Genomic DNA, 22,011 nt, shown 5'->3' on the forward strand with positions numbered 1-22,011 from the left:
AAATGTTGCTGGTGGAACATGGAACACAGTAAGAAAAAAGAAAAGAGGGTGAGAAAAGTAGAAATGCAATTATATTATACAACATTTTTTAAAAAAAATTAAATTCTTTTAATTAAATTTTAGTTGTGGTAAAATAATTACAAAAGAAAAAATAAAAAAGAAAGGAGTAGGATAGTGAAATGGGAATTAAAAAAATTTAATAAGGAGCTTGCTCAGAAGATCTCTGAGGAGTTAAATCTTCCATTTTTAACTTCTCAGTTATTGGTAACAAGAGGCTATACAGATTTTGAAGAAATTGAAAAATTCCTATACCCATCTAAAAAACACCTTCGCTCTCCATTTTTGTTAAAAGACATGGATAAGGCTGTTAGGTATTTATTGGAAGCAAGAGAAAAAAAGCTTCCAGTATTTGTATATGGTGATTACGATGTAGATGGTATCACCGGTGTGGCCACCCTTGTAACTTTCCTCTCAAAATATGGTTGGAAAGTTGATTATTACATTCCAAACCGTCTTGATGAGGGTTATGGCATACAACCACAAGTTGTAGAAGAATATTTTAAAAAAGGCTACAGAGTTCTCTTGAGCGTTGATTGCGGAATAACAAGTTTTGAAGCAGTAGAAAAAGCAAGAGAACTAGGGATGTACGTAATTATAACCGATCATCATACAATCAAAGATAAAATTCCTGAAGCTCACGCTGTGGTTGATCCAAAAAGAGATGATGAAACATACCCTTTCAGGGATTTTGCAGGAGTTGGAGTAGCATATAAATTAATTTCTGCTGTCGCGCAAGAGCTTGGAATTCCAGGCGATGAAGTTGATGAAGTATTAGATATTGTTGCATTAGGAACAATAGCTGATATGGTGGATTTAGTTGATGAAAATCGATATATAGTAAAAGAAGGTTTAAAGAAACTTAATACAACTAACAGAATTGGTCTTTTACAGCTTATGAAAAAATTAAATATTACAAATATATCAAGTCAAGATATAGGATACAGGCTTGCACCAAAATTGAATGCAGCGGGAAGACTTTATTCAGCAGAAGATGCTTACAAACTAATAATGACTGATAACATTTCTTCTGCAGAACAACTTGCTGAAATGTTAATGGGATACAACTTTACTAGGCAAGAGATTGAAAACAAAATCTTCAAAGAAGCAATAGAAAAGATTGAACATTCTAAAATTAAAGATCTGCCAATTTTAATTGTAAGCGGTGACAACTGGCATGCAGGTGTCTTAGGAATTGTAGCCACAAAATTAGTTCAAAAATATAACAAACCTTCTTTAGTTGTATCTTTGGAAAACGGAATTGGAAGAGGCTCAGGTAGAAGCGTGGATGGTGTAAATATTTTAGAAGTTTTATCAGATTTTGCAAGTTATTTCGAAGAATTTGGAGGCCATCCAATGGCAATAGGATTTAGCATAAAGAACGAGAAAATACCAGAATTAATTGAAGCAATATCAGAAAAATTTGGAAATACTTTTTTCGAAGTAGACTCAAAAATTGAGATAGACTCAATTTTAGAAGTTGATGATATAAATGATGAAATCATAGATTCTCTCAGGTATTTGGAACCATTTGGTCATGGAAATCCTGAACCTGTTTTCTTAATTAAAGATAGTATTGTTGATAGAATACGATTTTTTGGAAACACCAACTCCAACGTAAGGATGATCCTTAAAGGCAAAAACAAACAAACTGTGGAAGGCATCGGATTCGGTCTTAGAAAAAATTATTATGATATACCTGCAATTCAAGCTTTCCTTACATCATTAGATGTTGTTGCAAATATAAGAAAAAATGGAGTTGGACCTATTTTAAATATCTTAGATTTTAAAATTTCTTCCGTCCATGAAGAAGATTACAACGATAAATACTTCATTTATTCATTTACAAATGACTGGAAATCACAAAAAGAAGAAGAATTTAAACACTTTGGAGTTTTTGATGAGCTTTCTCAAAGGTATGAAAAAGTTGAAAAGTATCTTCATATCCAAAGACCTTTTGTTTTACAAATGGATCCAATGACAAGAAACGCATTTTTAATGCTTTTAATGCAAAAAGGAAGAACTTTAATAGTAAATCCAAATAACATTGAGACGCTTCATGTATATGAAAGCCTTTCAAGGCACTCACCTAAGGACCTTTCATTTGTAAATTCTTTAAATAGAAAAATTTCAAACCATGTTATTACAAATGCAGTAATGATAATCGAAGATCAAGTACCAATTGATGATTTTGACTTTATTGTATTAAATGAAATACATATTTTGTCAGCTCTCTCAACTGAGATGTATGAAAAACTTTTAGAAAAATTAAAAAAAGAAAAATTGATAATTACAAGTCTATATAAATTTGACACCAACATTCCTTTATATAGTGAAGAAAGAAAACTAAACTTTGGCCTTGAAGATAGAAGGAATTCAAAAAAGACTATTGACTATGACGTTGATTCTATTGCATTCTTGTTTTCAAACTATAACTACGTAACAAAATTCTATGAAAAATTAATTACTAAAGGATACAAATTTAAAGATCTGGTATTCTACAGCCCAATTTTAGAGGATTTCCAAAAAAAGGCTATAAGCACACTTATTAAAAAAGGAAGAATAAAAAAATTAGTATCATCAACAAATTCAGATGGACTCCCTTCGATGCTTCCTAATGGTTCAGAAATAAGACTTTTTGATTTTCCACTTTCTGTTAAAGAATTGATAGATGCAGTTTCTGGAGATTCATATACCATTTTGCAGCTTTATTACAACGAAGAGGACGCCAAAAAGAGAATGGAACATCTAAAAAAACTATTTCCAGAAAACCTCGAAAATGCAGTAAAAGAATTCTTTGAAAATAATATAAAAAACAAAGAAGAATTTTTGAATTTCTCCAAAAATGTATCAATTTCTCCGAAGATATTAAATCAAGCAATAAAAGATTACAAAGAAAGAAAAAAAATTCTTAGAAATATTGAACGTGAATTTGAACTTAGATACTTTGAAAGATATACTATGTTCTTACTAAATAATTCAATAAAGGATATTTATAAGATGATTGAAGAAAGAGATATGTATGATACATATCTTGAAATATAGAGGTGTACAATGATAATAGCAATCGACTATGGAAATAGCAAATGCGGATACGCAATAGGAAACAACTTTATTTCAAAAAGCGGCGCTGTAAAAACTAAAGATATTATGAAACTTATTTCAAATGCCAAAAAGATCGTCATGGGTATCCCATTATCAATGAGTGGAAACTATTCAACACAGAGTCTTAAAGTTCTAACTTTTGCAAATAAATTAGTAGAAAAAGGGTACGACGTTTTTTTAATTGATGAACGGCTGACTACAAAAATGGCAAGCTCTTTTGGTATTAAAGATGATGACGCCTTTAGCGCGAGACAGATCTTTATGGATTTTGTACAAAATCCAAGTGTTGCTCAAAAATTTAGAAAAGAAAAATTTTTAAATTTAGAACTAAGGGAAGAAAATGCATTATTTTATGAAGTTCCACCTTCAAAAAATATTAAAGCTGACGCATTAACTAAAGATTATTCAATAGCTTTTTTGCATTTAAGTATTGGAAATTTTACATATTCAAATCCTGATACACTTGACAAAAAATATAATATAGTCATTACAAAAAAAGAATTTGAAAAAAATGGAAAGAATTTTTTAAAAAGTGGTGGTAAAATTATATTAGTTTAGGTAAGTGCCTGTAGCTCAATTGGATAGAGCCCTGGACTCCGGATCCAGAGGTTGCGGGTTCAAATCCCGCCAGGCACACCAAGTGAAAAATGAAAGGGGGAAAATGATGAATTTAGTAAATTTACTAAACGAAAAAGGATTAGATACTTTATTAGTTCTTAATTTTGAAGGCTCTAACAAACCGACTACAAGATTTATTTCTGGTTTTAGTGGAAGCTTTTCTGGTGTAATATTCTCAAAAGATAAAAGAATAATCGTAACTGATTCAAGATATTGGGAACAAGTAAAATTGGAGTCAGAATTTGATCTTGTAAAGTTCAAAGGCGATAAAAAATTTTTAGATCTTATAGTTGAACTCCTAAAAGATATAAAAGCAAAAAAGGTTGGAATTGAAAAAGATAAAACGTCAGCAAAAGTTATGGAATATTTAAACAATAATCTTGATGGTGTTGAATTTATAGATGTCTCACAAGAGCTTTTAAGACTTAGAGCAGTTAAAACAGATGAGGAAATTGAATTAATAAGGAAGGCAATTCATATAGCAGAAGAAGCTTTCAAAAAAACTCTGGAAATAGTTAAAGTTGGTATGACTGAAAAAGAATTTGCAGCTTACCTTGAATACCAAATTAAAATGCTTGGTGGAGATAAATTTTCATTTGATACAATCGTTGCGTCCGGATGGCGTGGTTCCCTTCCACATGGAATAGCTAGCGAAAAAGCCATAGAAAAAGGTGAACCTGTTGTTGTTGACTGGGGAGCATTTTACAAAGGATACGCAAGTGATTTAACTAGAGTATTCTGCATTGGTGAACCTTCTGAAGAAGTCAAAAAAGTTCACAGTGTTGTATACAAAGCTCAAGAAAAAGCTATAGAAATTGCGAGGGCATCTTTAACAGGTGCTGAAATTGACCTTGCTGCTAGAGAACACATTAAAAATGAAGGATATGGAGAATATTTTGGACATTCATTAGGCCATGGTATTGGCTTAGAAGTACATGAAGAGCCAAGATTAAGTTATTTAAATAGTGAAAAATTACCAGCAAATTCCGTTGTAACTGTAGAACCAGGTATTTATTTGCCAAACAAGTTTGGTATTAGAATCGAGGACGATATTCTACTCACGGAAAGCGGCTGTGAAGTTTTAAGTAGTCTTCCAAGAGATATTTTTATAGTATGAAAAAGGACAATGTCGTAAAAGAATTAAACAAATTAAATCTTTTAACTCTTTTTGGAGCAACGGTAATAGGTAATGTCGTAGTAGGCTATTTTATTGGAAAATGGTTAGATAAAATTTTTGAAAAAGACAAATTATTTGTAATTATTTTTCTGTTTTTTGGTGCTATATCTGGTATTTATAATGCTATACGGCAACTGCTAAAAGAAGTTGAAAAGGTTGATAAAAATGAAAAACGAAAAAATAATTAAACAATTTATTTATGTTATAATATTTATAGCTTTAATTGTAATAACTATTGGTAGTATTATTACAAAAAACAAAACGACGTTTATAGTAAGTTACATTTTTGGTACACTTGGTGCAATTTTATACATAATTTCACTATATTACGATATAATTAGTCTGAATTTAAAAAGAAAAGTCAGCAAAAAAGGATACTACATTCGTTATATTTTTTCAGCCAGTATTTTTCTTTTAGTAGGAGTTATTTTTGAAGAAAAACTCACAGCAATTATTAGTGCTTTTTTAGGATTGATAAATGTAAAAATTTCTGCGTATTTAGTGGGCTTTTTATTTGGAGGTGGCTGGCATGAAAAAAAAGATTAGCACAGGTCTTTTAATATTTTTAATAATTTATACTGTAGTTGGAATTATCAATGCCATCTACTTTGTACCGAAAGACACTGCCGAGGTAACAAAAGGACTTGCTAACAGATGGATAGTACAATTTTCTGATACAAAAGCATGGTACACACGAATTAATCCTCTAACTCTAATAATGAGTTGGGCTATAATTATAGGCCTTATTATTTTCGCAGTACGCGTTGGAAAAAATTTTAAAGTTATTCCGGATAGAAAGCAAGCTCTATCTGAATCAGTAATGGACTTTATGTATGAAGTTGTAGAAAGTGTTATTGATGATCCAAAGTTTGTAAAGCCTACCTTTATGATTGCAACCACCTTGTTTATCTACATATCAATCGCTAATGTAATTGGTGGTGCAATTCCAGGTATAAATGTAAGTGTGGTAGATGGTCACGTTAAATTTACTCTCTTTCAGGATACTTGGTTTTCACCAACCGCTGATCTGAATACAAATCTAACTTATGCATTAATGGTCTTTGTAATAAGCCATGCGTTTGCAATTAAAGCAAAGGGATTTGGCGGATGGCTTAAATCATGGATGGAACCAACACCAATAATGCTTCCGATGAATATCATTGGTGAACTTGCAAAACCAATCTCTCACTCTTTAAGGCTTTTTGGAAATATCGGTGGAGGTGCAATTTTAACATTTATGCTTTCGTATCTAGTTAAGTATTTATTTATGCCTGTTGTATTTTGGGGTTACTTTGGTATGTTTGTCGGTTTGGTTCAAGCACTTGTGTTTTCAATGTTGGCAGTTGCATATATTTCAGAAAAAATATCATAAATCTTTAAGAGGAGGTTGGTACTTATGGAAAAAAGCTTGGCAGATGCATTAATTATTATGGGTAAAGCAATCGGTGCAGGTCTTGCAATGGGTATAGGAGCTATCGGTCCTGGTATAGGTGAAGGTAACATTGGTGCACACGCAATGGATGCAATGGCAAGACAACCTGAAATGGTTGGAACAATTACAACTCGTATGTTACTTGCAGACGCTGTTGCTGAATCAACAGGTATTTACTCCCTTTTGATTGCTTTCTTAATACTTCTTACATTATAATGTGAGGCGATATTATGGATATGTTTGAAATTAATTTGACATCAGTTGTACAACTGATGAGTTTTTTGTTGCTTTTATACTTCTTAAAGAAATTTCTCTACGATAAATATTTTGAGGTCATGGACGCAAGAAAAGAAAAGATAGAAGGGGAAATAGCAAAAGCTGAACAATTAAGAAAAGAAGCTGAAGAGCTTAAAAATGAAGCAACTGAAGAACTAAGGAAAATTAGAAGCGAAGCTGATTCAATAATAAAAAAGGCAAAAGATGAAGCTGAAAATATTATTAGTGATGCCAAGAAAAAAGCAGAAGATGAAGCTTCAAAAATCATTGCTGCAGCAAAGGATGAGATTGAAAGACAGCGTGCAGAAATGATAAAGGAAGTGGAACAAAGGGTTGGAGAAATTGCGGTTGCTCTTGCAATGAAAGTTCTCAAAGGCACATTAGACGAAAAGGCAAAGAGGGAATATCTTGTGAAAGTTTTAAAGGGGTCTGAAAAATGAGATATTCTGTTATTGCCAGTAAATATGTTAAAGCGTTATTGATTGTCGGACAAAAATTAAATAAAATCGAAAAATATGGAGAATTCTTATCTTTTGTAAAGAATATTTATGAAAGTTTTGCAACATTTTTCAACAATCCAATTGTAAAACCAGAACAAAAGACTCTTGTAATAAAGCAAGCATTTGAGGAAGTTTTTAAAGAAAGCCCTGACGAAGCTTTCTTAAACTTTATCAATATTGTTTTTGAAAACAAAAGAGAAAAATTTATTCCTCAAATGCAAGCGCTTTATAAATACGCTGCTATTGATATTGAAAATAAGATATTGGTTAATGTTAAAACTGCTGTAAAGTTATCAGACCAAGAGATAAAAGTTATAAATGATTTTGTAGAAAAATATGTCGGTAAAACCCCTGTAATTGAAGAAACAATTGACGAATCTTTAATTGCAGGAGCAGTTATAGAATTTGCAGGAAAAATGATAGATGTGTCAATAAAGGGAAGAATGGACAAGATTGCTAAGGAAGTTTTTTTCTTAAGAAAGGGGTGAAATTTTGAGAATAAATCCCGGAGAAATTGTAAAAGTACTTGAGTCAAAAATTGAAGGATTCAAAGAAGAAATTAATTTAGAAGACGTAGGTAAAGTTATACAAGTCGGTGACGGAATTGCAAGAGCATACGGCTTGAATAACGTTATGGCCAATGAAATGGTTGAGTTTGTTGAAACAGGGACAATAGGTGTTGCATTTAACTTGGAAGAAGATAATGTAGGTATAATAATTTTAGGTGATTATAAAGGAATTAAAGAAGGTCATACTGTAAAAAGATTAAAGAAAATAATGCAAGTTCCTGTTGGTGAAGCACTTCTTGGTAGAGTCGTAAACCCACTTGGTGAACCTGTAGATGGTCTTGGACCAATTGAAGCAAAAGAATTTAGAGATGTTGAAGTAAAAGCACCTGGAGTTATTTACAGAAAACCAGTTGACACACCTCTCCAAACAGGTATAAAGATAATTGATGCTTTGATTCCAATTGGAAGAGGTCAAAGGGAGTTAATAATCGGAGATAGGCAAACAGGTAAAACTGCAATAGCAATTGATACAATAATAAATCAAAAAGGAAAAGGTGTATATTGTGTTTATGTTGCAATAGGTCAAAAAGCATCTGCTGTTGCAAGATTAGTTAGTAAATTAAAAGAAGCAGGAGCAATGGAATATACTACAGTCGTTGTTGCAAGTGCTGCAGATAATGCTGCATTGCAATATATAGCTCCATATGCAGGCTGTGCAATGGGAGAATATTTCCTCTATAATGGAAAAGATGCATTAGTTATTTACGATGACCTTTCAAAGCATGCTGTTGCATACAGACAACTTTCTCTTTTACTTAGAAGACCACCTGGCCGTGAAGCTTATCCAGGTGACGTTTTTTATTTACATTCCAGACTTCTTGAAAGAGCAGCAAGACTAGATGAAAAATACGGTGGAGGTTCTTTAACCGCTCTTCCAATTATAGAAACACAAGCTAATGACATTTCTGCTTATATTCCAACAAACGTTATCTCAATAACTGATGGACAAATTTATCTTGAACCATCTCTTTTCTATGCAGGTCAAAGACCTGCTGTAAACATAGGGCTTTCTGTTTCTCGTGTTGGTGGAGCTGCACAAATCAAAGCCATGAAAAAGGTTGCAGGTTCATTAAAGCTAGATCTTGCTCAATACCAAGAACTTGAAACATTTGCTCAGTTTGCTACAGAACTTGATCCTGCAACTCAAGCACAAATTACTAGAGGTCAAAGATTAATGGAACTAATGAAACAAGAACAATACGCTCCTATGGAAGTTGAAGAGCAAGTTGCTGTTCTATATGCAGGTATAAACGGATATTTGGATGATCTTGAAGTAGAAAAAGTAAGACTCTTTGAAAAAAAATTAATTGAATTTCTAAAAGATAAAAAATCAGAAATTTTAAACAAGATTAGAGAGGAGAAAGATCTTTCAGAAGAAACTGAAAAAATGCTAAAAGAAGCTATTGAAGAGTTTAAAAGTGAATTTGTCAAAGTATATGGGAAGTGATGCTAAATGAGTAGAGGAAAGCTACTTTCAATTAAAAAGAGAGTTCAATCAACCGAATCACTAAAAAAAATAACCAAGGCAATGGAAATGGTTGCTACTGCTAGAGTAAAGAAAGTAGAAAAAAATTTGAAAGGTGTTAGAGAATTTTTAAATGAAACAAAACGAATTCTTGAAAATATAGAATTTGTAGGTAATCACCCATTTATAACTGGAGAGGGGAAAAAAGCTCTAGTTGTTATTTCAACCGATATGGGTTTGTGTGGCGCTTTTCCAACTGAAATAGGGAGAGCTGCATTGAATTTTGTTGAAAAAGAAGGTATTGATTACGTTTATGCGATAGGAAATAAAACAATTCCATTCTTTAAAAAGCACAAAAGTACTAGGAGAATTTATGAAAGAATTTACGATGTCCCTACGTTTGATTTTGCAAAAACATTAACAAATGATTTAGTAAACGATGGCGTCGGGAAAATTTTTGTTGTGTACGGGAAATTTAAAAATAGACTCATGCAAAAACCTGAAATTGTACAACTTACTCCAATTGAAATTGAAAAGACCAAATCTTCAAGATATGAATACGAACCTGAATTAGAAAATCTAGTAAGTTCAGCTTTGGTATTCTATGTAGCAACAAGTATATACTCTTACGCATACGAAACAAAAGTTAGTGAATTATACTCAAGACAAAATGCTATGAGAAATGCTACAGAAAACGCTGACGAAGTGATTAGAGAACTTACTCTTGAGTTTAATAAGGAAAGACAAGCTTCAATAACCCAGGAGCTTATTGAAATAGTTTCTGGCGCTCAAGCACTGCAAGAGGAATAATTTTAAAGGAGCGTGATATAAAGTGTCAAAAAAATCTAAAGGAAAGATCCTAAGAGTAATTGGTCCAGTTGTTGACGTGCAATTTGAAGAAGGAGATTTACCTGATATATACGATGCTCTTGTTGTCATAAATCCACAAACAGGAAAAAAATTAGTACTTGAAGTTGAACAATTAATTGGTGACAACGCTGTTAGAACCGTTGCACTTGATACAACAGATGGTTTAATGAGAGGTTTAGAAGTTGAAAACACGGGGGAACCAATTAAAGTTCCTGTTGGAAAAGGTGCTCTTGGTAGAATGTTTAATGTTATTGGAGAACCTATAGATGGTAAAGAAGATGAAATCAAAGATGTTGAATATTGGCCAATCCACAAAGCTCCACCTTCAATTACTGAACAATCAACATCAGTTGAAATTTTGGAAACTGGTATAAAAGTTATTGATCTTCTTGCTCCATTCCCAAAAGGTGGAAAAATAGGATTTTTTGGTGGTGCTGGTGTTGGAAAAACAGTCTTGGTTATGGAACTTATTAGAAATATAGCAATTGAGCACCACGGATTTTCAATGTTTGCAGGTGTTGGTGAAAGAACTAGGGAAGGAAATGAATTGTATCTTGATATGCAAGAAGCTGAAGTTTTAGACAACACAGTTCTTGTTTTCGGGCAAATGAATGAGCCGCCAGGAGCAAGGTTTAGGGTAGCATTAACTGCATTAACAATGGCTGAATATTTTAGAGATGTAGAAGGAAGAGATGTATTGTTATTTATTGACAATATCTTCAGATTTGTTCAAGCAGGTAGTGAGGTGTCTGCATTACTTGGAAGAATGCCATCTGCTGTTGGTTATCAACCAACATTAGCAACCGATATGGGTGAATTACAGGAAAGAATTACTTCAACCAAAAAAGGATCTATTACTTCAGTTCAAGCTATTTATGTCCCTGCAGACGATATTACTGACCCCGCACCAGCAACTACATTTACTCACCTTGATGCAACTGTTGTTTTGTCAAGAAGAAGGGCTGCACTTGGTCTATATCCTGCGGTTGATCCTCTTGATTCAACATCAAAAATGCTTGATCCTAACATTATTGGTCAGGAACACTATGAAGTAGCAAGAGGTGTCCAAGAAATATTGCAGAGATATAAAGATCTCCAAGATATTATTGCTATTCTTGGTATGGAAGAACTTTCTGAAGAAGACAAATTAATAGTTCAAAGAGCTAGAAAAATAGAAAGATTCTTAAGTCAACCAGTCCACGTTGCTGAAAAGTTCAGTAACATCCCCGGAAAATATGTACCTATAAATGAAACAATTAGAGGATTTAAAGAAATATTAGAAGGAAAATATGATGATTTACCAGAAATGGCCTTCTATATGGTTGGAACAATTGATGAAGCTGTTGAAAAAGCAAAACAATTACAGAAAAAATAATGCGTGGGCAAGTTGCTCACGCATTTTATCTGGGAGGGATCATTTTGAAGTTAAAGATTTATTCTCCAAACGGTTTAATGTTTGAAAAGGATGTAACCGTGGTAACTGTTAGAACTGTTGAAGGAGAAATGGGACTACTTGAAAGGCGTGCACCAATAATTGCTAAACTAAAAGTTGACAAGGTTGTTGCAAAAGATAACACTCAAACATACGAATATGTTATTGACGACGGTTTTTTACATTGTGATGGCGAAAATGTTATAATAGTAACTGAGGATATAAAAAAAGAAATAGATCCACACAAGTATTTGGGAGGATAGTCATATGATTGCATTTATAGCTGATTCTTCCTTTGATATGCCAAATGTTAAGACAAAATACCCAATATTCTTTGCACCACTAAGGGTTATAATTGATGGTAAAGAGTTTGTAGACAAAGTTAATTTAACAGTTGATCAATTTTACAAGATGCTTAAAGATGCAGAGGATTTTTCAACTTCTTTGCCTAACCCTAAAGAAACTTAAGAATTAATTAAAAAGTTGTACGATGAATATGACAAAATATACATGCTTTCAGTATCAAGTAAATTAAGTGGAACATTTAATATGTTCCAAATGGTAAGTCAGAATTTTAAAGATAAAGTAAAGGTCTTAGACCTAAAAACCGCAAGTATAGAATCATACGCAATTTTTAGAAAACTCGTTGAATACGTAGAAAAAGATATAGAACTCACACAAGATATAGTTGATAAGATAAGAAAAAATTTAAAAATGTACTTCGCCGTTATGGATTTAAAATACCTCGAAAAAGGTGGTCGAATTGGAAAAGCAAAGGCTTTACTTGGAAAGATGTTAAAAATAAAACCAATTTTGAGCGTTGATGAAACAGGTGCCGTAGAATCAATTGCAATGGAGCGAAAGCTTTCTTCGCTTGTAAATAAGCTAATTGAGCTTGGCGAAAGTTTCTTAAAAGAACATAAAATAAGTGATCCGTACTTTTTAGCAGCCTATGGTAGTAAAGAATACAAGAAATATATAGATAGACTAGTGCAACATTTCAATATAAAGGATATTACTCAAATAAGTGCAGCAGTCGGAATCCATACAGGTCCAGAAGTTTTTGGATTTGTTGTCAGCAGTTAATATTTGAAAGGGGGGAATGGAGGAATTAGCCTCCACATTATGGAAAAAAACCTTTCTAAATTATTTTCAGCCAGCCTTCCTGGTGATGACCTCGTAGCTTTTGTATCTGTATTTTTCTCACTAGGCTTTGCTGCAAATTTCTTTTTCAGTTTCACAAATAAAAATATTTATATATCTAATACGATATTCTTGGTAGGGATCCTTGGTTATCTTTTAATAGCATATAAATGGTGCTCAAGTTTACCAAAATTTCTTAAAAATAATGTTTTAATTTTCTATAACTACGTTATTTTATCTATTTTGTTTTGTTTTTTATCATATTTCTTTCCCTTGTTATTTCTTATTTCCGGTTCACTTGTGATATCATTAATAATAGCAATAGATAAAAAGATACATCAAAGTAATATATTTTTAAAAATTATGTTCATATTATTAACGTTAACTTTTTATTTGTTAGAATTAGCACCAGACGTAAACTTTAGACTTAGAAATCTGAAAGAAGAACTTTAGGAGGTGGTTTTATGGATTACAGAGTATCCGCAAAAGGATTTGATTTAACAAATGCCGTAAAAAATTATATTGAAAAAAGATTTCAAAAGGTTGATAGGATTTTAGAAGACGAAGTACATCTTGATATTAAATTAGAAAAAGATGCTACTAGTTTCATTGGAAAAGCAATGATGCATTATCTTGGCAAAGATCTTGTAGTTACAGAAACTTCCGATGATATTTATAACTTAATTGATATCCTATCAGATGCATTCGAAAAAAAATTAAAAAGGGAAAGAGAATATGCAAGAACTAGAAATAAATCAAATTTGAAGGGGCTCGGTGAGGTCTTTACAGATGAAATGCCTGTAGAAGAGCCTAAAGAAAAGATATCATCAGTTAAAAGAGTAAATCTAATGATAACAAGTGTTGAAGAAGCAATCGCACAAATGGAAGTTATGAATCATGAATTCTTCGTTTTTAGAAATATGGAAACAGATGAAATTAATATGTTAATTAAGGGAAAAGATGGTAAATTTGTTTTATATGAATTTCAGGAATAATTAAAATCTAATACAAAATTTCTAATGGCTTCGGACTCTTCCGAAGCCATTTTATTTTTTTAATAGGTTTTATGTTAAAATTAGATTGGGGTGATTTTAATGATAGAATATTCATTAATATATGAGGCTGTATACAACTTGTTTGAAAAAGGATATCCAAATGAAAGTTTGGAAAAATTAGTTGAATCACTAAAAAAGCATCTTAAAGTGAATGAATTAAGCTTAGCAATCTTTGAAGAAAGAAAAAATATTTTCAGGATAGTTGCTGGTATCAATGCTGGGGAAAAAATAAAAGCTAATGATGAAAATTTCAACAAACAAATTATACCTTTAGAATTTGAAGGTAGAAAAATAGGCGCAATAATAGTGGGAGAAAACTTTGAAAAAGATCAAATTTTTATAAACGAATTTTCAAAGTTTTTTGCGTTAGTTTATGATCTTTTCTTAATTAATAGGAGAAAAGAAAAATTAGAGAAGATACTACAACTTACAGACATATTTGAAAAAAGTGATAGTCTAGGAGAGCTCAAAAAAAATTTTGTTGGAGAACTTTTTAAGTACATTCCAAGTGAATTTGTGTTTTTAGCCAAAAAAGTAGGAGAAGATTATTTTATTGAATATTCCTATCCAGTTGAACCTTCGGAAAGCTTAATACCAGGTTTTTCTGATTTTTCAATACACGTATTTAAAACAGAACCGCAAATTTTGAGAAGCGCCAATATAGATTTTAAAAATTTTAAAGTAAAAATAAAGTCGATAATGAGTGTTCCTTTAAACGGCATAGAAGATGGATGGTTAATTTTCATAAATAAACTACACGGTGAAGGATACATCCCAGAAAAAAGTTATGAAGATTTTGATCTAGAACTTGTGGTCGCCTCAGTAAAAAGATTCCAACTTGCAATCTCAAGGCTAGTGTATTATAAAAAGCTCCAAAATGAAATTGACAAACTAAATGAACTAAAAAAAGAACACGAAAGGTTAATAGAAGAGCAAAAAGAGCAACTGCGAAAAATGAGCATAGTTCACTATATCAGTCAGGCAATGCGAAGTAGTAGTGATCCAAAAAATGTCTTAAAAATACTACTCATAGGTCTTACATCCGGAAGAACCCTTGGATTTAATCGTGCGCTTTTACTTTTAAAAGATTTTGAAAAAAACTCACTTATCGGTAAAGCATGGATTGGCCCTGCAAATGAAGAGGAAGTAGAAACAATATGGAAAAAAGCAAATCAACGTGCTATGAGATATGCAGATGTGGTTCAATACCTTCGCGAAGAATCATTAGGATTAGATCTTGATGGAGAATTAACTAAGCAAATTAAAGATAAGATTATTCCATATGGCGCTAGTAGATTTCTTGAAAGGGCTGTTCTAAGAAGAAAAATTGTTCATGTTAACAAAAAAATTTTAGACGGATTAGAAGAAGTAGATTTTTTAGTACCGCTTCTTGGAGTAGATGAATTTGTAATTGTACCTTTAATAGGTAAGAATGACACAATCGGGGTTGTAATATTAGATAATAAATTTTCAAAGCATGAAATTGATAGTGTAGATATAGAAATCTTAAGACTTATCTCGGATAGTGCAGGGCTTGCAATTGAAAATTCAATAAATTACCAAGAGTTAAAAGAAAAAACATTGAATCTTGAAAAACAAAAAAACCTTGTAGAGTATTTAAAGGAATTTTCGGATCTTATTTTACAAAATCTTTCAGCGGCAGTTGTTGTCTTAGGAAAAGATGGTAAAATAACCGAATGGAATGAAAGAGCCGAATATTACTTTGGTAGAACGAAAGAACAAATGTTAGAAAAAAAATTAGCCTATTTAGGTGGAGAATTTGAAGATATAGAAAGCATGGCTCTTGAAGTGTTAAAATTAAAAGAAGAGATTAAACTTTCAAATTACCTAATACCAGTAATGGGGCAGGAAAAATACTTCGATGTATCTTTTTCTCCACTATGGGACTCTGAAAGAATAATTCTTAAAGGTGTAATTGTAACTTTTGAAGATGTCTCAGAAAGGGTTATTTTAGAAAAAGAGCGAAAAAAGCAAGAAAAATTAGCTGCCCTTGGTGAAATGGCTGCAAGAGTTGTCCATGAATTAAGAAATCCTATTTCTGTTCTTGGAGGGTTTGTAAAGCGACTTGAAAAATACGCAAATGATGAAAATAAGAGATCAAAATATTTAAAAATCATATCCGACGAAATTGTAAGGCTTGAAAGTATTGTCTCAGAAATTCTTGAATTTAGTAGAGATAAAAAAATTATAGAATTTTCAGAATTCAATTTAAACGAATTGATTTCTGAAGTCTACATTCTACACGAAGATAGGATTAAGGAAAAAAACATACTCTTTGAATTTAAGACAGATCAGGAAAATATAGAGATTTATGCGGATAAATCTAGAATCAAGCAAGTTTTAATAAACTTAATTCAAAATGCTATTGATGAGACACCTATTGGTGGTAAAATAATAATAGAGGTTAAAAAGTTATTAAAAACTGTACAAGTAAAAATTTGGAATGAAGGAAAGCCTATATCAAGAGATATTCTTGAAAAATTATTTACCCCATTTTTTACTACAAAGGTACACGGTACAGGTTTAGGTTTACCTATTTGTAAGAAAATAATTGAAGATGAACATAATGGAAAAATTTGGGTTGAACCCGATGAAAATGGGAATGGATTTATATTCGAATTACCTTTAAAAAACAAGGAGGATTAGTATGCAAGAGATAATGTTAAAATCTAAAATTCATATGGCCAAAGTAACAGACAAAAGCATTAATTACATGGGGAGTATAGGAATTGATACAGAATTATTAGAAAAGGCTGGGATGAAGCCTTTTGAGCTAGTTTTAGTTGCCGATGTAAATAATGGTCAAAGATTTGTAACTTACATTATTCCCGAAGAAAAGGGAAGTAAAAAGATAGTGGTAAATGGAGCTGCAGCAAGATTAGTAGAACAAGGTGACAGAGTAATTATAATGGCGTTTGGTATGTATGACAGCAATGAATATAAAGGTCCAAAAGTGATTATAATGAATGAAAAAAACGAAATAGTTGAAATTAAGCAAGAGGGAGTTTAAAAAAGATGGTATATTTCGGCCCCGAAAAGTTAAGTTATATTGGTAAAAAGTTGGAAAATATACTGTCCAGCGATAAAGAAAAACTCTTAGATTTTCTAAATAGCTATAAAGAAAAATTGGATGTTTTTCACAAACATCTAATATTGGTTACTGTTTCTAGCGACAATGATTTTGCATTAAGTGCTGGCTTTAATCCTGAGGGCAAATTTTTTTACGGTATTTCAATCACAAGTCCCTTTTTAAAATCTCCATCGCTGTACAAAATAAAAGATTATGTCAACGAAGAATTTGAAGCGTTATACAACAACATTTTTAATAAAAGCACAATTTCTAAGATACAAGCTGGAATTATAAGGTTTCCACTTCAAACACATTTTCTTGCTGTTGGTGGTGAAAAATCACTGGTATCAAAAGAAATGTTTTCAGAAGAAATTACCGGAAAGCCTTGGCTTAATTTTGCAAAAATAATTGACAATGAAGCTTATGAAAAAATAATGAATATAAATGGTAAAAAAATAGGATTTCTAAAAATGTCATTAACTGATGATGGCATTTATTTCTTTGGAATCATTAATGATCCACATAAAAACCTATATGCTGAATTTTTCAGATTTTTAAAGGAAAAATATAAACTGCCTTCTGGAAAATATTATCCTGTTATGGAAATTAAAGACAAAGTTGTTGGAACGTTTAAGCTTGAATTAGAAGAAATTTTTTCAGAAGAAAAGTGGAAAATTTTGGAAAAATTTATAGATGATTTTGAAAAATTTAGGAGGTTCGTTGCTCAAATGGGGGGATAGCATATGATTAATGTTTCAAACATTGAAGAAGTTTTAACTAAGATTCCTGGAATTCAGGCTGCAAAAGCTGTTGTTGAAGATGAAGAAATTGTTGAGCTTCATGTAGTTGCAGATGATGAAAAACTTCCAAAGCAAATTGTCCGAGATATAGAAACAGTATTATTTGCAAGCCTTGGCATTAAAATTGACAGAAAAGTTATAAGTATAGCACAATTAAATTCTAAAATTGAAACTTCTAAAGTTCTACCTTACAGACTTGAAAAATTAGATGTAAAAGATGAAGGTAAAAACATTAAAGTCTCTGTTGAAATTGTACACGGTCAAGAAAAAATGTCCGGAGAGTTTTCTGGTCCTAAAACAAGTAGAAATATACCTATTGTAATTGGAAATGCTGTTTTAAATGCTCTTGAAAACATACACGATTTCGTAATATCCGTTGATGATATAGCTGAAGTTTCTTTAGCCGGAAAAAACTTTTTAATAACTCACCTTACCAAAGAATATAAAAATGTAGAAGAAAGCATAATAGGAGCTGCTCCAATAGAAAAGGATAAAAATACAGCAATTGCCGAAAGTGTTTTAGATGCATTTAGGAGGTTGTAAATGTTTTATATAGAGACTTGGAAATTACCTGGAGATTTAAATATGGCAATTGATTATGTTTTGGGAAAAAGCCAAAGCTCTTACTTTAGACTATATACTTGGAAAAATCCTACCTTATCCCTTGGTAAAAATCAATCAGTTGATGTTGTAAATACTACATATTTAAAAGAAAATGGGATCGACTGTGTTAAAAGACCTACAGGCGGAAGAGCTGTTTTACATAGCAAAGAGCTAACATACAGCTTTATTATTCCAAATACTGACCCATTGTATAGACTCTCTGTTTTAAAGCTTTATAAAGAAATTTCAACTATTATTGTTGAGGCATTAAACAATATAGGTATCCCCGCTGAGATTGTTTCTCACTCTAGTAGGGGAAATACTCAGTTGTGTTTTGATGCCCCATCATGGTATGAAATAGTGCTTAATGGAAAAAAGATTATAGGAAGTGCGCAAATGAGAACAAAAAGTTTTGTATTGCAGCACGGCTCAATAGTACTTAAAACAACTACAGGAATTGAAAAATGCTTTAAAAACCAAAGCGAGCCCATAACACAATATGGATTGGATCTTGCAAAAGAAGTTGATATAGAAGAATTAAAGAATTCTCTCTACAAATCGTTTAGTAAAAGATTTCAACTTAAAAGGTTCGAAAATGTTAATGAGATTATTTCCCTAGCTGAAAATGAAAGGATGAAGTTTAAATGCTGTATTTAATTGGAACACCCATTGGAAATTTGGAAGATATTACATTAAGAGCGCTGAGAATACTTCGCGAAGAGATAGATTATATTTTTGCTGAAGATACAAGAAGAGCTTTAAAGCTCTTAAATTTTTTTGATATAAAAAAGCCTGTAGATTCATTCAATGAACATTCATCGATAAAAAAGAAAAACAAAATTTTAGAATTATTAAAAGATAATAAAAACGTAGCATACATCTCCGACGCTGGAATGCCTGTTATATCTGATCCTGGCACAGAACTAGTAAATATATGCCTTGAAAACAATATTCCCTGGGATGTTATCCCTGGCCCCAGTGCACCTATTACAGCATTAAGTGCTAGTGGATTCTATGGAAATAGATTTTTATTCCTGGGCTTTATGCCTCGTGATAAAAAAAGAAGAAAACTTTTAAGGATGATTAAGGAAGAAAATCTTGCAGAAGTTTTTGTTTTTTTTGAAAGCCCAGAAAGGCTATTAAAAACTCTAAAAGATATTCTTGAAATAATTGGAGATGTTGAAATATTTATTGCAAGAGAACTTACAAAAATACATCAAGAATACTTTAAAGGAGCAATTTCAGAGGCCCTTGAGCATTTTTCAGGTGGTGTAAAAGGAGAAATTACTGTCGTTTTTAAAAATAAGTTGTTGACAAAAAATAATAATGGGTGTATACTCTAATCAACCCCGGAAGGAAACGGGGAATGTAAAAAGATTTACGAGGAGGCGTTTTTTTATGAAAGGTACAGTAAAGTGGTTTGATGCAAAAAAGGGATATGGATTCATTACTAAGGAGGACGGAGAAGATATCTTCGTACACTGGAGTGCAATCCAAACAGATGGTTTCAAAACATTAAAAGAAGGTCAAGAAGTAGAATTTGACGTTCAAGATGGACAAAAAGGTCCACAAGCAGCAAATGTAAAACCTCTTTAATTTGTAAAGTTAAAGTAGGATAATAATCAGCCCCCATTTAATGGGGGCTTTTAATTTATTTTGAAGAACTATCAGTTGAAGAAGTTGAAGAAGATTTTCTACTATCTGTAATATAAAAACCACTACCTTTAAAAACTATACCAACTCTTCCAATTGCTCTTTCCATTTTTGAACCACAAACATCACAGGTGATATCAGGATTATCGTTAATAGAATGAAGTTCTACTTTTTCGTGACCACAACTCTTACATACATACCTATACATTGGCATATTCTCACCTCCTGTCTTATTTTCAGTAACTTTATATTTTCATTTTATATTATCTAACATCATTTATCATTCGTCAAGTATAAATGTTAAATTTTAAAGAAAATAGTTTTCTTATCTTAGTTATGATAAAATATCATATGTAAATACATTCTTTATATTTTCATTTTAAGGAGGTCTTATATGCTCTATGCATTCGTTGGTTCTTTTATTCTGACGCTTATTTTAATCCCTTTTTTGAGAAAAATAGCTTTTAAATTTGGTATAGTAGACAAACCTGATAACAAACTTAAAAACCACGAGAAATCAACTCCTTATTTAGGTGGTGCAGCGTTTGTTTTCTCATTCCTGATTTTTACACCATTTAGCTTATTTAGAAAAATGTATATAGTAGTTCTTAGTTTAATGGGACTTTATGACGATCTAAAATCAATAAACCCTTGGTTAAGATTAACTATAGAATTTATAATAGGATTTCTTGTATCCACAAGATTTTTAACAAATCCTATTGAAATAACTATTGCCACAATTTTTTACGCTTTTTTGATTAACTCTGTAAATATGATGGATGGAATGGATGGAGTTTGTGCAATAACTTCAACCATAGCTGCATTTGGACTTATATGGACTGTTACATTCCCAAATGATAAATATTATCTAATATCACTTATTGGCTCATTACTTGCTTACCTTATATTCAACTTTCCACCAGCAAAAATTTTCATGGGTGATATGGGAAGCTACACTATTGGAGCAATTTTAGGAGTTTCCGTTATTTCATCTTTTTCCAAGAGTTTATCACACACTATAGCAGCTCTAATAATTTTAAGTCCTTTTTTCCTTGACACATTTACAAGTATGACTAGAAGAGTTCTTGCTGGAAAATCACCTTTTGAAGGTGACAGAGACCATATCTATGACAAACTTCAAAAAAGATTAAAAGATAAAAGAAAAACGTTTTTCACAATGGCTTTGATAAGTTCTATTTTTTGCCTTTTAGGTATTTTATACATAAAATACGATAAACTTTCACTTTTTCTTACAGGATTTTTGATGACTATTTTAACAATTAAACTGTCTCTTTTAAAATATGACAACAAAGAGACTGCAAACTAAAAAGAAAGGGTGTTCTATTTGTCATTAAAAAACAAAAATCTTTTGATGATGATATTGGCAATTGCTCTATCAATAATTACATATTTCTTATTCAGAGAAATGTATTATTCTAATTCTGACTTTCCCTATTCCCAAGAAATTCTTGCCGCTTTTATAGCAACCGTCATAACTATACTAATTACATCACTTCTTTTAAACAAGCAAACTGAAGTAGAAATGCTAAAAGAAGAAAATTTAAAAATTCTTGAATTAAAAGCAAGTATCTACAATAAGCTCTTTAGTTATTTAGAAGAAGTGTTTTTAAAGCAAGAGGTGACAAAAAGTGATATTATAAAGCTCAAACTCATAAACCAAAAGCTTTCAACAATAGCATCTATTAATGTCTTAAAAATATTTGAAAAATTTATCGAAATAAAAGCAAAGAAGACTCCATCTTCTATAAGATGGATATGAATCTGCATATTTGTGCATAATATGCTATAAAATCGGTGTTAATATATAATATAGATGTGAAAAAATGTTTCTTGAATCTAATAACCATTCAGTGTTCAAATTGAATTACCATCTTGTTCTTGTAACGAAATACAGACGTTCTGTAATTGATGATAATATATCTGACTTTTTGAAGAAAATTTTTGAATATATTGGCGAGAAATATGGTATTAAATTACAAGAGTGGAATCATGATAAAGACCATATTCATGTGCTGTTTTCTGCACAGCCAAATTCACAGCTATCTAAATTCATAAATGCATATAAAAGCACTTCATCTAGACTAGTAAAAAAGAAATTTCCACAAATAAAAAGTAAGCTTTGGAAATCGGCTTTTTGGTCTAAA

The 22,011-nt window shown here is 31.5% G+C and carries 26 protein-coding genes, 1 tRNA gene and 1 pseudogene; 27 read left to right on the forward strand and 1 reads right to left on the reverse strand.

All coding sequences use genetic code 11. The features are described from left to right. The first annotated feature begins 174 nt into the window (after window positions 1–174). The 24 genes and pseudogenes from recJ (at window position 175) to JG780_RS01895 (ending at window position 19,789) form a co-directional block, all read left to right on the forward strand. Window positions 175–3,102 carry a single-stranded-DNA-specific exonuclease RecJ gene (gene recJ / locus JG780_RS01780; RefSeq protein WP_287569040.1) on the forward strand — a complete coding sequence of 976 codons (2,928 nt, stop codon included), beginning with the start codon at window positions 175–177 and terminating at the stop codon, window positions 3,100–3,102. A 9-nt stretch (window positions 3,103–3,111) separates the two neighbouring features. Further along, window positions 3,112–3,720: a Holliday junction resolvase RuvX gene (ruvX, locus tag JG780_RS01785; RefSeq protein ID WP_004100580.1), complete on the forward strand. Its 609-nt coding sequence runs from the start codon at window positions 3,112–3,114 to the stop codon at window positions 3,718–3,720. 4 nt (window positions 3,721–3,724) lie between these two features. Beyond that, window positions 3,725–3,801 (forward strand) — tRNA-Arg (locus tag JG780_RS01790). 25 nt (window positions 3,802–3,826) lie between these two features. Beyond that, window positions 3,827–4,897, forward strand: a complete 1,071-nt coding sequence (locus JG780_RS01795; RefSeq protein WP_170128433.1) for a M24 family metallopeptidase — start codon at window positions 3,827–3,829, stop codon at window positions 4,895–4,897. Further along, entirely contained in the window at window positions 4,894–5,145 is a 252-nt protein-coding gene (locus tag JG780_RS01800) for an AtpZ/AtpI family protein (RefSeq protein WP_004100576.1), read from the forward strand. Before JG780_RS01795 ends, JG780_RS01800 begins: the two co-directional genes overlap by 4 nt. After that, entirely contained in the window at window positions 5,123–5,503 is a 381-nt protein-coding gene (locus JG780_RS01805; RefSeq protein WP_012579651.1) for an F-ATPase I-subunit, read from the forward strand. Before JG780_RS01800 ends, JG780_RS01805 begins: the two co-directional genes overlap by 23 nt. Then, window positions 5,487–6,329: a F0F1 ATP synthase subunit A gene (atpB, locus tag JG780_RS01810; RefSeq protein ID WP_004100572.1), complete on the forward strand. Its 843-nt coding sequence runs from the start codon at window positions 5,487–5,489 to the stop codon at window positions 6,327–6,329. Before JG780_RS01805 ends, atpB begins: the two co-directional genes overlap by 17 nt. A gap of 24 nt (window positions 6,330–6,353) precedes the next feature. Further along, complete coding sequence (locus JG780_RS01815; protein WP_004100570.1) at window positions 6,354–6,605, forward strand: F0F1 ATP synthase subunit C; 252 nt, start codon at window positions 6,354–6,356, stop codon at window positions 6,603–6,605. Between the two features lie 14 nt (window positions 6,606–6,619). Continuing rightward, window positions 6,620–7,105 (forward strand): F0F1 ATP synthase subunit B, encoded by a 486-nt coding sequence (gene atpF / locus JG780_RS01820; protein ID WP_012579652.1) that lies wholly within the window; start codon window positions 6,620–6,622, stop codon window positions 7,103–7,105. Then, the gene (locus JG780_RS01825; RefSeq protein WP_287569041.1) at window positions 7,102–7,653 is read left to right on the forward strand and encodes a F0F1 ATP synthase subunit delta; all 552 of its coding nucleotides are present in this window, start codon (window positions 7,102–7,104) and stop codon (window positions 7,651–7,653) included. The genes atpF and JG780_RS01825 overlap by 4 nt, the downstream gene beginning before the upstream one ends. Window positions 7,654–7,657: 4 nt before the next feature. Then, window positions 7,658–9,181, forward strand: coding sequence for a F0F1 ATP synthase subunit alpha (gene atpA / locus JG780_RS01830; protein WP_287569042.1), 1,524 nt, complete (start codon window positions 7,658–7,660; stop codon window positions 9,179–9,181). Between the two features lie 6 nt (window positions 9,182–9,187). Further along, entirely contained in the window at window positions 9,188–10,009 is an 822-nt protein-coding gene (gene atpG / locus JG780_RS01835) for an ATP synthase F1 subunit gamma (RefSeq protein ID WP_287569043.1), read from the forward strand. Between the two features lie 22 nt (window positions 10,010–10,031). Next, the gene (atpD, locus tag JG780_RS01840) at window positions 10,032–11,444 is read left to right on the forward strand and encodes a F0F1 ATP synthase subunit beta (RefSeq protein ID WP_004100559.1); all 1,413 of its coding nucleotides are present in this window, start codon (window positions 10,032–10,034) and stop codon (window positions 11,442–11,444) included. Window positions 11,445–11,488: 44 nt separating this feature from the next. After that, entirely contained in the window at window positions 11,489–11,764 is a 276-nt protein-coding gene (locus tag JG780_RS01845; protein WP_004100557.1) for a F0F1 ATP synthase subunit epsilon, read from the forward strand. A gap of 4 nt (window positions 11,765–11,768) precedes the next feature. Further along, window positions 11,769–12,587, forward strand: a pseudogene (locus tag JG780_RS01850) (DegV family protein). Between the two features lie 39 nt (window positions 12,588–12,626). Further along, the gene (locus JG780_RS01855; protein WP_114702167.1) at window positions 12,627–13,097 is read left to right on the forward strand and encodes a hypothetical protein; all 471 of its coding nucleotides are present in this window, start codon (window positions 12,627–12,629) and stop codon (window positions 13,095–13,097) included. A gap of 11 nt (window positions 13,098–13,108) precedes the next feature. Beyond that, the gene (locus JG780_RS01860) at window positions 13,109–13,639 is read left to right on the forward strand and encodes a ribosome hibernation promotion factor (protein WP_114702166.1); all 531 of its coding nucleotides are present in this window, start codon (window positions 13,109–13,111) and stop codon (window positions 13,637–13,639) included. A 99-nt stretch (window positions 13,640–13,738) separates the two neighbouring features. After that, a complete protein-coding gene (locus JG780_RS01865; protein WP_287569045.1) occupies window positions 13,739–16,366 on the forward strand; it encodes a GAF domain-containing sensor histidine kinase in 2,628 nt (875 codons plus the stop codon). A gap of 1 nt (window position 16,367) precedes the next feature. Continuing rightward, window positions 16,368–16,730, forward strand: coding sequence for an aspartate 1-decarboxylase (panD, locus tag JG780_RS01870; protein ID WP_287569047.1), 363 nt, complete (start codon window positions 16,368–16,370; stop codon window positions 16,728–16,730). Window positions 16,731–16,735: 5 nt separating this feature from the next. Beyond that, a complete protein-coding gene (locus JG780_RS01875) occupies window positions 16,736–17,530 on the forward strand; it encodes a DUF4895 domain-containing protein (protein WP_287569048.1) in 795 nt (264 codons plus the stop codon). A 3-nt stretch (window positions 17,531–17,533) separates the two neighbouring features. Beyond that, a complete protein-coding gene (locus JG780_RS01880; RefSeq protein WP_004100543.1) occupies window positions 17,534–18,133 on the forward strand; it encodes a hypothetical protein in 600 nt (199 codons plus the stop codon). Next, window positions 18,134–18,850: a lipoate--protein ligase family protein gene (locus JG780_RS01885; RefSeq protein WP_287569049.1), complete on the forward strand. Its 717-nt coding sequence runs from the start codon at window positions 18,134–18,136 to the stop codon at window positions 18,848–18,850. It begins immediately after the preceding gene. Continuing rightward, a complete protein-coding gene (gene rsmI, locus JG780_RS01890) occupies window positions 18,838–19,536 on the forward strand; it encodes a 16S rRNA (cytidine(1402)-2'-O)-methyltransferase (RefSeq protein ID WP_287569050.1) in 699 nt (232 codons plus the stop codon). The genes JG780_RS01885 and rsmI overlap by 13 nt, the downstream gene beginning before the upstream one ends. A gap of 55 nt (window positions 19,537–19,591) precedes the next feature. Beyond that, window positions 19,592–19,789, forward strand: coding sequence for a cold shock domain-containing protein (locus JG780_RS01895; protein WP_004100538.1), 198 nt, complete (start codon window positions 19,592–19,594; stop codon window positions 19,787–19,789). A 55-nt stretch (window positions 19,790–19,844) separates the two neighbouring features. Here JG780_RS01895 and JG780_RS01900 read toward each other — a convergent pair whose 3' ends face one another. After that, on the reverse strand, window positions 19,845–20,060 hold the full coding sequence (locus JG780_RS01900; protein ID WP_114702160.1) for an FmdB family zinc ribbon protein: 216 nt from the start codon (window positions 20,058–20,060) through the stop codon (window positions 19,845–19,847). Between the two features lie 180 nt (window positions 20,061–20,240). Between JG780_RS01900 and JG780_RS01905 the strand changes: the two genes are divergently transcribed. The 3 genes from JG780_RS01905 to tnpA all read left to right on the forward strand — a co-directional run. Further along, window positions 20,241–21,173 carry a glycosyltransferase family 4 protein gene (locus JG780_RS01905; RefSeq protein WP_287569051.1) on the forward strand — a complete coding sequence of 311 codons (933 nt, stop codon included), beginning with the start codon at window positions 20,241–20,243 and terminating at the stop codon, window positions 21,171–21,173. 45 nt (window positions 21,174–21,218) lie between these two features. Then, window positions 21,219–21,626, forward strand: a complete 408-nt coding sequence (locus JG780_RS01910) for a hypothetical protein (RefSeq protein ID WP_287569052.1) — start codon at window positions 21,219–21,221, stop codon at window positions 21,624–21,626. Between the two features lie 64 nt (window positions 21,627–21,690). Beyond that, a partial coding sequence (gene tnpA, locus JG780_RS01915) for an IS200/IS605 family transposase (protein ID WP_287569053.1) occupies window positions 21,691–22,011 on the forward strand: 321 nt, incomplete at its 3' end.

Source organism: Thermosipho sp. (in: thermotogales) (assembly GCF_020054775.1).
Lineage (GTDB): Bacteria > Thermotogota > Thermotogae > Thermotogales > Fervidobacteriaceae > Thermosipho > Thermosipho africanus.